The organism is Bradyrhizobium sp. CIAT3101 (genome assembly GCF_029714945.1).
Classification (GTDB): domain Bacteria; phylum Pseudomonadota; class Alphaproteobacteria; order Rhizobiales; family Xanthobacteraceae; genus Bradyrhizobium.
The window spans coordinates 6,439,997-6,452,922 of record NZ_CP121634.1; the positions used below are offsets into that span (position 1 = coordinate 6,439,997).

At 64.3% G+C, this 12,926-nt stretch carries 12 protein-coding genes; 7 read left to right on the forward strand and 5 right to left on the reverse strand.

Translation table 11 applies throughout. The annotated features are described in order from the left end of the window. The first annotated feature begins 104 nt into the window (after window positions 1-104). Entirely contained in the window at window positions 105-884 is a 780-nt protein-coding gene (locus QA645_RS30345) for an enoyl-CoA hydratase-related protein (RefSeq protein ID WP_283045015.1), read from the forward strand. A 195-nt stretch (window positions 885-1,079) separates the two neighbouring features. Here the strand turns inward: QA645_RS30345 and QA645_RS30350 are convergent, their stop codons facing one another. From QA645_RS30350 to QA645_RS30360, 3 genes are read right to left on the reverse strand one after another with little or no spacing between them, the layout of a single operon-like run. Next, the gene (locus QA645_RS30350; protein ID WP_283045016.1) at window positions 1,080-1,457 is read right to left on the reverse strand and encodes a DUF6285 domain-containing protein; all 378 of its coding nucleotides are present in this window, start codon (window positions 1,455-1,457) and stop codon (window positions 1,080-1,082) included. 2 nt (window positions 1,458-1,459) lie between these two features. Next, window positions 1,460-2,446, reverse strand: a complete 987-nt coding sequence (locus tag QA645_RS30355; RefSeq protein ID WP_283045017.1) for a phosphotransferase family protein — start codon at window positions 2,444-2,446, stop codon at window positions 1,460-1,462. Next, entirely contained in the window at window positions 2,443-3,231 is a 789-nt protein-coding gene (locus QA645_RS30360) for an enoyl-CoA hydratase/isomerase (protein WP_254130037.1), read from the reverse strand. Before QA645_RS30360 ends, QA645_RS30355 begins: the two co-directional genes overlap by 4 nt. Window positions 3,232-3,423: 192 nt before the next feature. Here QA645_RS30360 and QA645_RS30365 point away from each other — a divergent pair, with 192 nt between their 5' ends. From QA645_RS30365 to QA645_RS30380, 4 genes are all read left to right on the forward strand, one after another. After that, window positions 3,424-4,203, forward strand: a complete 780-nt coding sequence (locus QA645_RS30365) for an SDR family oxidoreductase (protein ID WP_283045018.1) — start codon at window positions 3,424-3,426, stop codon at window positions 4,201-4,203. Between the two features lie 109 nt (window positions 4,204-4,312). Continuing rightward, window positions 4,313-4,693, forward strand: a complete 381-nt coding sequence (locus QA645_RS30370; protein WP_254130034.1) for a VOC family protein — start codon at window positions 4,313-4,315, stop codon at window positions 4,691-4,693. 312 nt (window positions 4,694-5,005) lie between these two features. Further along, window positions 5,006-6,283 carry an acyl-CoA dehydrogenase family protein gene (locus QA645_RS30375; RefSeq protein WP_212482965.1) on the forward strand — a complete coding sequence of 426 codons (1,278 nt, stop codon included), beginning with the start codon at window positions 5,006-5,008 and terminating at the stop codon, window positions 6,281-6,283. 182 nt (window positions 6,284-6,465) lie between these two features. Next, window positions 6,466-7,083 carry a flavin reductase family protein gene (locus tag QA645_RS30380; protein ID WP_283045019.1) on the forward strand — a complete coding sequence of 206 codons (618 nt, stop codon included), beginning with the start codon at window positions 6,466-6,468 and terminating at the stop codon, window positions 7,081-7,083. 107 nt (window positions 7,084-7,190) lie between these two features. Here the strand turns inward: QA645_RS30380 and yghU are convergent, their stop codons facing one another. Both yghU and QA645_RS30390 read right to left on the reverse strand, forming a co-directional pair. Then, window positions 7,191-8,063, reverse strand: a complete 873-nt coding sequence (yghU, locus tag QA645_RS30385; RefSeq protein ID WP_283045020.1) for a glutathione-dependent disulfide-bond oxidoreductase — start codon at window positions 8,061-8,063, stop codon at window positions 7,191-7,193. A gap of 115 nt (window positions 8,064-8,178) precedes the next feature. Continuing rightward, window positions 8,179-9,837 carry an NAD(P)/FAD-dependent oxidoreductase gene (locus QA645_RS30390; RefSeq protein WP_283045021.1) on the reverse strand — a complete coding sequence of 553 codons (1,659 nt, stop codon included), beginning with the start codon at window positions 9,835-9,837 and terminating at the stop codon, window positions 8,179-8,181. A gap of 221 nt (window positions 9,838-10,058) precedes the next feature. Here QA645_RS30390 and QA645_RS30395 point away from each other — a divergent pair, with 221 nt between their 5' ends. Next, on the forward strand, window positions 10,059-11,192 hold the full coding sequence (locus QA645_RS30395; RefSeq protein ID WP_283045022.1) for a nitronate monooxygenase: 1,134 nt from the start codon (window positions 10,059-10,061) through the stop codon (window positions 11,190-11,192). 166 nt (window positions 11,193-11,358) lie between these two features. Next, window positions 11,359-12,873, forward strand: coding sequence for an acetyl-CoA acetyltransferase (locus QA645_RS30400; protein WP_283045023.1), 1,515 nt, complete (start codon window positions 11,359-11,361; stop codon window positions 12,871-12,873). Window positions 12,874-12,926 lie beyond the last annotated feature (53 nt).

The following is a 12,926-nucleotide window of genomic DNA, read 5'->3' on the forward strand; positions in this document are numbered from 1 at the left end:
GTGTGAGCGGCGCAAGGCGCACCAGCGCAATTCGATGGTGCTCCGGCGCCGACGCGCGGTAGTATGACGCCAATATTCCCTAGGAGAAAATGCGGGAGCGCGCGATGGAGCTGAAATTTTCGAAAGTGGAACGCAAGGGACCGATCACGATCGTCACGCTGTCGCGGCCCGAGGTCTACAACGCGCTGCACATCGACGCGCATTTCGAGCTCAACAAGGTGTTTGACGATTTCGCCGCGGACCCAGAGCAATGGGTCGCGGTCGTCACCGGCGCCGGCGACAAGGCGTTCTGCGCCGGCAACGATCTGAAGTGGCAGGCCGCCGGTGGCAAGCGCGGCTGGGACAAGGGCGGCTTCGCCGGCCTGACCTCGCGCTTCGACTGCGACAAACCGATCATCGCCGCGGTCAACGGCGTCGCCATGGGCGGCGGCTTCGAGATCGCGCTCGCCTGCGACCTCATCATCGCCTCCGAGAACGCGACCTTCGCCCTGCCCGAGCCGCGCGTCGGCCTCGCCGCCCTTGCCGGCGGCCTGCACCGTCTGCCGCGGCAGATCGGTCTGAAGCGCGCCATGGGCATGATCCTCACCGCGCGTCACGTCAGCGCCAAGGAGGGCCTTGATCTCGGCTTCGTCAATGAGGTGGTGCCACAAGGCGAGGCTCTGTCGGGCGCGCTGCGCTGGGCGGAGATGATCACCAAGAACTCGCCGATGTCGATCCGGGCGTCCAAGCAGACCATCCGGAAGGGCCTTGCCGTGTCGCTCGAGCAGGCGATCGAGGAGCAGCGCGAGTATCCGGCCGTGAAGGCGATGGTGGCGTCGCAGGATTACATCGAGGGCCCGAAGGCGTTTTCCGAGAAGCGGCCGCCGAAATGGGTGGGGAAGTAGCGCGGTCTCACCGCCGTCATTGCGAGCATAGCAAAGCAATCCAGAGTACCTCCGCGAAAGCAGTCTGGATTGCTTCGTCGCTCCGCTCCTCGCAATGACGGGGAGAGAGCGGATGTAGGATGGGTAGAGCGCAGCGAAACCCATCGATGCCGGGGCGGGGTGTTAGATGATGGGTTTCGCTGCGCTCTACCCATCCTACGGATTGCGCCCCAACTCCCGCTTGTACGAGGCGTAACTCGGCTGATCGACGGCCAGCTTATCCATGGTGGTCTGCCAAAGATGCTCCGCCAACCCCGGCGTGGCCAGATCCACCTCGCCCTTGGCGATCCGCTCGGCCAGCGCACGGTTGAGCTCGGTCACGGAGCCATCGACGCCGAGCAGCGCGCGCAGCCGCTCCACTTCCTTCGCGTCGCTCCCCTCCTCCCGGGTCAACTGCCTCGTCACGAGATCGAGGATATTGATCGCCACGCGCAGCTTGAAAGCCTGGTGGCCGGAAATCAGCGGTGTGATGTCGTTGCGGAGGAAATCGGCGACCGCCTTGGTCAGCTCGATCGGTGTCGGTTCGTCCTGCATGTCTAACCTCCCCGCGGCGCGAGCAGCCGCAGCAGATCAATCTCGGTCTCCGAGGCACGGCGGCCGATCATGGCGCGCTCCATCGAATGGTCCGGTCCCTCGCGAAACCGCTGCATCATGCCGCCGCACATGATGCCCCAGCGCAGCGTCCCCATCACTTCCCAGAACTTGACGCGCGACGGATCGACCTTGCGACCCGCCGCCTCGTAACCCGCAAACAGCTCCTCGCGTGAGCCAAAACCGCCGACCGGCTTGTCGATCTCGCCAAAGCGCCAGGAGTTGACGCAGACCCAGCCGAGATCCTCCATGGGATCACCGAGATGGGCGAGCTCCCAGTCGAGTACGGCGCGCACGCCATCGGCACCGATGATGAGGTTGCCGTTGCGGAAATCGCCATGCACCAGCGTGATTTCGGTGGACGGGCCCGGATCGTGATCGCGCAGCCAGCGCAGCGCCAGCTCGAACACCGGCTTTGGCCAGTTCAGGCTGCGATAGTCGCGATCGAACTCGGAGATCTCCTGGGTCGCATTACGACTGCGCAGCTCGGGCAATTTGTCCTGCGGCAGCCTGTGCAGGCCCGCAAGCACGCCGCCGATCTGCCGCGCAAGCAGTGGTCGCGCCGCGGCGAATTCGTCGTCGCGAAGAATTTTGCGAGCGATGGTCTCGCCCTCGACCCGCTGCATGATGAAGCCGGTACCGAGATCTTCGTCCGGCGTCAGCACATGCATCACGCGCGGTGACGGCACGCCGGCCTCGAACGCGAGCTGCATCAGCTGCGCTTCGGCCGCGAGCCCCGCCGCGCGCGTCGGCGCCGCACCATAGCCTTTCGGCGAACGGCGCAGGATCGCGCCGATCGGCCCGTCGGGGTGCGTGATGTCGAAGCGCCAGGTTTCCTGACTGGCGCCACCGGACAGCTTTGCAGCGCCCGTGACACCGGTCGCACCGGGACACCAGCGCTGGACGCTGCGGGAAAGCTCCGCCTCGATCATTTGCCTTTGAACTGCGCGGGCCGCTTCTCCAGGAACGCGCCGACGCCCTCGCGGAAATCCTGCGTATCGCCGGCGCGCAGCTGGCACTGGAATTCGAGATTGAGCTGGTCCTCGAAGGAATTTTCCGGGCTGTCCCAATAGAGCTTGCGGATCAACGACAGTGCGACCGTGGGCCCGCTCGCGAGGTCGCGCGCCAGCTTCATCGCCTCCTCCATCAGCACGCCGTCGTCATAGACACGGTTGACGAGGCCCCATTCCAGCGCCTTCTCGGCCGGCAGTCGCTCGCCCATCAGCGACAATTCGACCGAACGCGCCTTGCCGATCAGGCGCGGCAGCAGCCAGGTCGAACCGCAATCCGGCACCAGACCGATGCGCCGGAACGCCTGAAGGAAGTAGGAGGAACGCGCGCACAAAATCATGTCGCCGAGCAGCGCGAAGCTCATGCCGGCGCCGGCGGCGGGGCCGTTGACCGCAGTCACGATCGGACAGTGCAGGTTGCGGATACGGCGCAGGAAGGGATGAAAGCCGGTCTCGAGCGTCAGGCCGGCCTTGGTCTTCTTCGACTGATTGTTACGGCCCTGGAGGTTGGCACCGGTGCAGAACGCGCGGCCCGCGCCGGTCAGTACGACGCAGCGCACCTCGTCCTTTTTCTCCTCGATCGCGTCGAGCGCATCGGAGAGCCCGCCCAGCATGTCCATGGAGACCGCGTTCATCACCTCCTGATGGTCGAGCCTGAGGATCGCGACCGAACCATCGAATTCGAGCGTGACGTGTTTGAACTGCATCGTTTCCTCGTCAGTTGCCGCCTGCGTCAGTTTCGCAGACCGGAATTAGTTTTGCCGCGGCGCATATTTGATTTTTGGCGCGGTCTTGTCCATGGTGACGAAAGCATACCCCACCGTCATATCGCATGATCTTGCGCGCACCGGCTGACGCGCGTCATACCAAGAAGCCTCGCCAAAAACAGGAAACGCGCCATGAACCTCTTCGACCTCACCGGCCGCGTCGCCGTGATCACCGGCGGCAATGGCGGTATCGGGCTCGGCATCGCGCAGGCCCTTGCGGGCCAGGGCTGCAACGTCTCGATCTGGGGCCGCAATGCTGACAAGAACAAGGCCGCTGCCGCGAGCATGGCGGGTCTCTCCGGCAAGGTCGACAGCCACGTCTGCGACGTCACCGATCCGGCTTCGGTCAACGCCGCGATGAAAGCGACGCTCGACACCTTCGGCCGGGTCGACGGCTGCTTCGCCAATGCCGGCATCGGCGGCGGCGGCCGAAGGTCCTTCATCGAGCGCACCGAGGAGGAATGGCGCACGATGTTTGCGACCAATCTCGATGGTGTGTTCCACGCCTTCCAGGCCGCCGCAAAACACATGACCGAGCGCGCCAATGCCGGCGATCCCTTCGGCCGGCTGGTCGCGACCTCGAGCCTCGCCTCGATCTTCGGCACTGCGCGCAACGAGCATTATGCGGCGACGAAGGCCGCGATCAACGCGCTGGTGCGCGCGCTCGGTGTCGAGCTCGCCCGCCACGGCGTCACCGCGAACGCGATCCTGCCCGGCTGGATCAAGAGCGACATGACCGCCGGAATCATGGCCAACGAAAAGTTCGTTGCCAACGTGATGCCGCGCATTCCGATGCGCCGCTTCGGCGAGGCATCCGATTTCGGCGGCATCGCCGTGTATCTGATGAGCAAGGCGTCGTCGTATCACACCGCCGATACGTTCGTGATCGACGGCGGCTATACGGCATTTTGATTTTTCATAGCCCGGATGGAGCGCAGCGCGATCCGGGACTGCCAAGAAGTAAACAAGACCCGGATTTCGCTGCGCTCCATCCGGGCGACAAACTCTGAGGGGAAGGCAAATGTTCTCACACATCATGATCGGCACCAACGACCTCGACAAGGCCAAGAGCTTCTACGACAGCCTGCTCAGCACGCTCGAGGTGCGCCCGGCCAAGGTCGACGGCCATCGCATTTTCTATTTCACCAAGACGGGGGTGTTCTCGGTGTCGAAGCCGATCAATGGCGAGCCGGCGACCTGTGCGAACGGCGGCACCATCGGCTTTGCCGCCAACTCGCCTGAGCAGGTCGACAAGTGGCACGCCGCCGGCGTCGCCGCCGGCGGAACGCCGATCGAAAATCCGCCCGGCATCCGCGAGGGCGCGGGAAACAAGCTCTATCTCGCCTATTTGCGCGACCTCGACGGCAACAAGATCTGTGCAATGCACCGGATGCCGAACTGAGCTAGCCGCATAGTCGGTGTCGTCCCCGCGAAAGCGGGGACCCATACCCCCGGGGAGCAGTCGTAACGCGAGCTGACAACCACGCATCTTCGCCAAACTCCTCCCTGTGGTTATGGGTCCCTGATCTGCGCTTCGCTTGTCCGGGACGACGTCCGCGAGAGACCGCGCTCTCCCCATTCAAACAACATTTCAAACGCCCTTGCGAAATTCCATCGCATGGCATGGCTTGCGTGAGAAAATGCGCGCTCGCACTTTGCGCGCGCTGCGACTATTCTCCGGCCCAACGCGATCTCAGTGACCCCGGGAGGAACAATGACGAAGCACACCTACATTCCCCGCACCACCAACTACACGCTCAATCCCGGCGACGAGCTGAACGACCTACGCATGTCGGACCAGGTCCGTCCGCTGTACGATCACGTCAGGAAATTCATTCGCGACACCGTCGAACCGATGTCGATCGAATTCGCCAAGGCCGGCGAAGGCAAGCAGGATCGCTGGAGCTTCACCCCGAAGCAGCTCGAGGTGCTCGAGGTCGCAAAGAACAAGGCCAAGAAGGAAGGTCTCTGGAACTTCTTCCTGCCCGATGACGAGACCGGCCAGGGCCTGAAGAACCTCGACTATGCCTATATCGCCTCCGAGCTCGGCAAGAGCCCGCTGGCCTCGGAGACCATGAACTGCTCGGCGCCCGACACCGGCAACATGGAGGTGCTGGAACGCGTCGGCACCAAGGAGCAGAAGGAGAAGTGGCTGAAGCCGCTGATGAACGGCGAGATCCGTTCGGCCTATGTCATGACCGAGCCGAACGTCGCCTCCTCCGATGCCAAGAACATTTCGACCACGGCCAAGCTCGTCGGCGACGAGTGGGTGATCAACGGCGAGAAGTATTACATCTCCGGCGTCGGCGATCCCCGCTGCAAGATCCTCATCGTGATGGTGAAGACCAATCCGGATGCCGCGCCGAGCAAGCAGCAGTCGCAGATCCTGGTGCCGCGCGACACGCCCGGCGTCGAGGTGCTGGGGCCGATGTACGTGTTCGGCCAGGACCACGCACCGCGCGGTCACATGCACATGCGCTTCAACAATGTCCGCGTGCCGAAGGAGAACATGCTGCTCGGTGAAGGCCGCGGCTTCGAGATCTCGCAGCTCCGCCTCGGACCCGGCCGCATCCATCACTGCATGCGCACCATCGGCAAGGCCGAGAAGGCGCTCGACCTGATGGTGCAGCGTGGCCTCACCCGCGAAGCCTTCGGCAAGAAGATCGCCCATCTCGGCGGCAACATGCAGATCATCGCGCAGGCCCGTTGCGAGATCGAAGCGATGAGGCTGATGGTGCTGAAGGCCGCGAAGGCCATGGACGTGCTCGGCAACAAGGAGGCTCGCGTCTGGGTCTCCATGGTGAAGGCCATGGTGCCTGAGCGCGCCTGCAAGATCATCGACCAGTCGATCCAGATGCACGGCGCCACCGGCATCTCGCACTGGACCCCGCTTGCGGAGATGTACCAGGACGTCCGCCATTTGCGCTTTGCCGATGGTCCGGACGAGGTGCACTGGATGGTGGTGGGACGCCACGAGCTGAGCATGGCGTAAAGGTCCTCTCCCTCTCCCCGTTCTTACGGGGAGAGGGTTGGGGTGAGGGGCCTCTCTCCACACGTGAGAGCGCCGTGAGAACTGTACCCCCTCACCCGAATTCGATCTTCGATCGAATTCGACCTCTCCCCGCAAGCGGGGCGAGGTGAAGAAAGCAAGCCTCCCCTTCCCCTGGAGCCACCATGGACTACGCCGCCAGCGACCTGACGCCACGCGAGCGCTACAAGGTGCTGACGTCCTTCATCCTGCCGCGACCGATCGCATGGGTGACGTCAGTGGGGCCCAGCGGCGTGGTCAATGCCGCGCCGTTCAGCTTCTTCAATGCTTTTTGCGAAGATCCGCCACTCTGCATGTTCGCGGCGAACCGCAAGCCCAACGGTCAGGACAAGGACACTTTCCTCAACATCCAGCGGACCGGCGAGTTCGTGGTCAATCTCGCGGACGAGCCGCTGGCGAGGGCCATGCATGAGAGCAGCGGCGACTTTCCGCCTGACATCGGCGAGCCCGATTATCTCGGGCTGAAGCTCGCGCCCTCGACCAGGATCGCCGTGCCGCGGCTCGCCGACACGCCCTGGGCGATGGAGTGCAAGCTGTGGAAGATGATCGACGTCAACGACGATCGTCGGCTGATCATGGGCGAAGGCATCCACTTCCACATTCGCGACGAGTTGTGGGACGACAAGGCGATGCGGGTGCACATGGACCGCTATCACCCGATCGGCCGCATGTTCGCAGATCGTTACTGTCGCACGGATGACCGCGTGGTGTTTCCGGCGGCGGAGGGCGTGCAGAAAGCGTAGGGCGGATTAGCGAAGCGTAATCCGCCGAACGTTTGCGGGACGAGGATGGCGGATTACGCCAGCGGACTGCGCTTCGCGCAGCCGCGGGCTAATCCGCCCTACAAGACTTACGTCGCCGCCTCAACCTTGTCCTGCGTCTTGGTCTCGAAGTCCGACGCATCGTGGCGCTCGTGCAGCTGGCTGGCGGGATCGCCGGAGACGCGATTGACCATGCGGCCACGCTTTACGGCGGGGCGTTGCGCGATCTGGTCGGTCCAGCGCTGCACGTTCTTGTAGTCCTGCACCGACAGGAACTCGCCGGCGCCGTAGACCAGCCCCTTGGCGAGCGCGCCGTACCAGGGCCACACGGCCATATCGGCGATGGTGTACTCCTTGCCTGCGAGATATTCGTTGTCGGCAAGGCGCCGGTCGAGCACGTCGAGCTGGCGCTTGACCTCCATCGCGAAGCGATCGATGGCGTATTCGATCTTGAACGGCGCGTAGGCGTAGAAATGGCCGAAACCGCCGCCGAGATAAGGCGCGCTGCCCATCTGCCAGAACAGCCAGGACATCGCCTCGGTGCGGGCCTTGATCTCCTTCGGCAGGAAGGCGCCGAACTTTTCGGCGAGGTAGAACAGGATCGAGGCGGATTCGAAGATCCGGATCGGCTCGGGGCCGGAGCGGTCCATCAGCGCCGGAATCTTGGAGTTCGGATTGATGTCGACAAAGCCGCTGCCGAACTGGTCGCCATTGCCGATCTTGATCAGCCAGGCGTCGTATTCGGCGCCCTTGTAACCGAGCGCCAGGAGTTCCTCCAGCATCACGGTAACCTTCACCCCGTTCGGCGTCGCCAGCGAATAGAGCTGGAAGGGATGCTTGCCGACCGGCAGTTCCTTGTCGTGGGTGGGGCCTGCGATCGGCCGGTTGATGCTGGCGAACTGACCGCCATTCTCCTTGTTCCAGGTCCAGACTTTGGGCGGCACGTAAGGGGCGTCGGTCATGCGAAGGGCTCCGGCAGAAAGATGCGCGTGCATTAATTAGCCCGCGGATGGCGGATGGCAAGCCCCGCCGGCTCTGCGTTTTGCGCGGGCCTGAGGCCAGCGCCATGCATCCGCCCTAGCCCGTCACCGCCCGGCGAGGCTGCAGCCCCGCCTCCAGCACAAACCCCTCATACCCCTTGGCCGCGACCTCGTTGCAGATCCGCCGGTAAACGCCGACGCCACCGATATAGGGCATGAAGATGCGCGGCTTGCCGGGGATGTTGGCGCCCATGTACCAGGAATTGGCCTGCGGATAGAGCGTGCCATGGGCGACTTCGTTGACATGGGCCACCCACTTTTCCTCGGCGTCCCTGCCCGCTTCCATCGTGGCGAGGCCTTGCTTGCGCAGATGGACGAGGCCATCGGCGATCCAGTCGACATGCTGCTCGATCGACACGATCATGTTCGACAGCACCGACGGGCTACCGGGACCGGTGATGATGAACAGGTTCGGAAAACCTGCGCTCATCAGGCCGAGATAGGTCTTCGGACCCTCAGCCCATTTCTGGTTCAGAGTCTGCCCGTCGCGGCCGGATATGTCGATCTTCGCCACCGATCCAGTCATGGCGTCGAAGCCCGTTGCCATCACCAGCGCGTCGACCTCGTGGTCCTTGCCGGCGACACGCACCGCGCTCGCCGTGATCTCCTCGATCGGATTGGACTTGATGTCGACCAGCGAGACGTTCGGCCGGTTGAACGTCGCGAAATAATCGGTGTCGATGCAGATACGTTTTGTGCCGATCGGATGGCTGTTCGGCTGGAGCAGCTTTGCGGTCTCGGGATCCTTCACGATCTCGGCGATCTTGCCGCGGACGAAGTCGGCGGCCGTGTCGTTGGCCGCCCGGTCGAGACCGAGATTGTTGTAGACGTACATGAAGGTCAGTCCGCCACGGTCCCAACGCGAGGCGTACTTTCCGTTCCTGATCTCGTCGCTGTCGTCGAGCGCACCGCGATCAGGCTGCTCGGCATAGATGCCATTGCGCGCGACCTCGCGAGCGAAGCGGCGGATCTCCGGATATTTGTTGCGGACCGCATCGCGTTCCCCGTCCGTCAGCGCGGCATTGCGGGCGGGAATCGAAAAATTCGCCGTGCGCTGGAATACGGTGAGATGTTTCGCCTGCTCGGCGATGACGGGTGTCGATTGGATGCCCGACGATCCTGTGCCGATCAGGCCGACGCGCAAGCCGGTGAAGTCGACGTCTTCATGCGGCCAGTTTCCGGTGTGGTAGACGGGGCCCTTGAAATTTTCGAGGCCGTTGATGTCGGGCCTGCGCGCATTCGAGAGGCAGCCGGTGGCGAGCACGACGAATTGCGCCCGAACTGTCCTGCCGTCGGATATCGTGACCGACCATCTGTTCGCGCGTTCGTCGAACACGGCGCGCTCGACACGCGTGTCGAACTGAATGTCACGGCGCAGATCGAAACGGTCGGCGACGTGGTTGGCGTATTTCAGGATCTCCGCTTGCGGCGCGTAGTGCTCGCTCCAGTCCCATTCCTGCTGGAGCTCTTCCGAGAACGAGTAGGAATATTGCATGCTCTCGACGTCGCAGCGCGCGCCGGGGTAGCGATTCCAGTACCAGGTGCCGCCGACACCGCCGCCCTGCTCGTAGACGCGCGCCGAGAAACCGAGCCCGCGCAGACGATGCAGCATGTACATGCCGGCAAAGCCCGCGCCGACGACGACCACATCATAGGCCTCGGCGGCTTGAGCCTGGCTCGCTTGCGTTGGCGACATCGGTTGGCGCTCCCTGATTGTTTTCAGTTGTTGTGAGTCAGCATTCTCTGACATCGGCGAAAGCGCAAGAGGCTGGTCGATGGCCCCTCTCCCGCTTATTTTGCACGACGGAATGGCTCACCGCACGACGTAACGCCTGCACGCAAGATGCGCGCGGGAATCCGGCATGGCATCGCAAATGACGATGGGCTAGCGTCGTCGAAGGCCGCCGGGAGAGAACCATGAAATCGCCGATCTGCGACATGCTGGGTATCGAGTTCCCGCTGCTCGCCTTCAGCCATTGCCGCGACGTCGTTGCGGCCGTCAGCCGCGCCGGCGGCTTTGGCGTGCTCGGCGCCACCGTGCACACGCCTGACACGCTCGAACGCGAGCTGAAATGGATCGACGACCACGTCGACGGCAAGCCCTACGGCATCGACGTGCTGATCCCCGAAAACATCTCGACCGCGGGCGAGAAGGACGTCACCTGGAAGAGCCTGGAAGCGCGCGTGCCGCGGGAGCACCGCAGATACACCAGCGATCTCCTGAAGAAGTACGATATCGAGCTGACGACAACTGATGTTGCCGACAACCAGCCGCAACCGTTCGACGCCGAGACCGCGATGGAGTTGCTGAAGGTCTCGTTCAATCATCCGATCCGGCTGATCGCGAACGCGCTGGGCGTGCCGCCGAAGGCGATGATCGAGATGGGCAGGAAGCACAACGTGCCGGTGGCAGCCCTCGTCGGTGCCAAGGAGCACGCGTTGCGCCAGGTCGCGGCCGGTGTCGACATCCTCGTGGTCCAGGGCACCGAGGCCGGCGGCCATTGCGGCGAGGTCTCGACCCTGGTGCTGGTGCCGGAGGTGATCAAGGCGATCAAGCCGATCCGCGACGTGCCGGTGCTGGCGGCCGGCGGCATCATGACGGGCCGGCAGATGGCGGCGTGCATGGCGATGGGCGCCGCCGGTGCATGGACCGGCTCGGTGTGGCTGGCCACAGTCGAGTCCGAGACTTCCGAGATCTTTCGCGAGAAGATGATCGCGGCATCGTCGCGTGACGCCATCCGCTCGAAGGGCCGCACCGGAAAGCCGGCACGACAGCTCCGTTCGGTCTGGACCGATGCCTGGGACCGCGCGCCGGAGAGCCCCGGTGCCCTGCCGATGCCGCTGCAAAGCATCATCAGCCGCGATGCCTTCAACTCGATCGACCGCGCGGCGGCCGCAGGCAATGCCAAGGCGCGCGATCTCGTCAGCTATTTCGTCGGCCAGGGCGTCGGCCTGATCGACAGCGTGAAATCGGCCGGCGCCGTGGTGCAGGAGTTCAAGGAAGAGTTTGCCGAAGCCGTCGAGCACATGAATGCGCTGGTGGCGGAGTAGATGCTTGTGGCCCATCCTTCGAGGCTCGCCAAGCGGCGCGATGCGCCGCTCGGCTCGCACCTCAGGATGACGCTGTCCCCGTAGCCGTCATCCTGAGGTGGCCGCCTCTTCGGCGGCCCTCGAAGGACGACGGCGTGCCAAAAATCTGAAACGTGAACAAGAAGAAATGACCAAGACCTCCACCCCCGAAGACCGCATCCCCGTCATCGTCGGCATCGGCGAGATCGTCGACCGTCCCAAGGAGATCGCCGAGGGCCTCGAGCCGCTCGATCTGCTCGAACAGGCCTTGCTGCGCGCGGAAGCCGATGCCGGCGCGAAGCTGCTCGGCGAGGTGCAGTCGCTCGACGTGGTCAACTTCCTGAGCTGGCGCTATCACGACCCCGAAAAGCTGCTGGCGCAACGGCTCGGCGTTACGCCAGCGCATTGCCATTACGGCCCTGTCGGCGGCGAGAGCCCGATCCGCTTCATTCATGAAGCCGCAAAGCGCATCGCGCGGGGCGAATGCACCGTCGCCGCGGTCTGCGGCGCGGAGGCGCAATCGACGGCGACCAAGGCCGAGCGCGCGGGCGCCAAGCTGCCATGGACGCCGTTCGCCCACGATGCCCCGGAGCCGAAGCGCGGCGCGTCATTCCAGAAGCCGCTTGCCGTGAAGCTCGGCGTGTTCCGGCCGGTCACGGTCTATCCGTTCTATGAAGCGGCTTCCTCCGCGCATTGGGGCCAGACGCCGCGCGAGGCGATGCAAGAATCCGGCACGTTGTGGTCGCGCTATTCGGAGGCCGCCGCGCAAAATCCCAATTCCTGGCTGAAGCGGCGCTATGCGCCGGACGAGATCACGACGCCGACCACGGACAACCGGCTGATTGCGTGGCCCTACAACAAGCTCATGGTCGCCAACCCCAGCGTCAACATGGGCGGCGCGCTGTTGCTGACCAGCCTTGCCAAGGCACGCGCGGCCGGGATTGCCGAGGACAAGCTGGTCTATCCGCTCGGCGGCGCCTCGGCAGAGGAGCCGCCTGACTATCTCGTGCGCGACCAGTTCTACGAGAGCCATCCACAGAATGCGGTGCTGAAGGCCGTGATGGACATCGCCGGCGGCGACGGCCGGAAGTTCGACGCGATCGAGCTCTATAGCTGCTTCCCCTGCGTGCCGAAGATGGCGCGGCGGACGCTGGGTCTTTCCGCCGATGTGCAGCCCACGGTGAACGGTGGCCTCACCTTCTTCGGCGCGCCGCTCAACACCTACATGACGCACGCGGCCTGCGCGATGGCGCGGCGGCTGCGCGGCGGCCACAGGCTCGGCCTGCTCTACGGCCAGGGCGGCTTCGTCACCAAGCATCACGCGCTGGTCGTCTCAAAGACGCCGCCGCGGGATGCACTGGCGCAGGAGACCAGCGTGCAGGGCGAGGCCGACCGCAACAAGCGCGCGGTGCCGGAGTTCGTCAACGAGGCTTCAGGCAGGGGGAAGGTCGAGAGCTTTACGGTGCTCTACGGCCGTGGCGGCGATGCCGAGCACGGCGTGGTGATGTTGCGCACGGTAGATGACCGGCGCACGCTGGCGCGGATTCCGGCTAGCGACGGTGCGACGCTGGCGCATCTGCTCAACATGGATCGCACGCCGGTGGGATCGCTTGGCGAGATCGCGATGACGGTGGATGGCGTGCCGGAGTGGCGCGTGGCCTAGCTCGCTCTCGTGTCCCGGACGCGGTGCGGCATGCAATGCCGCTCCGCAGAGCC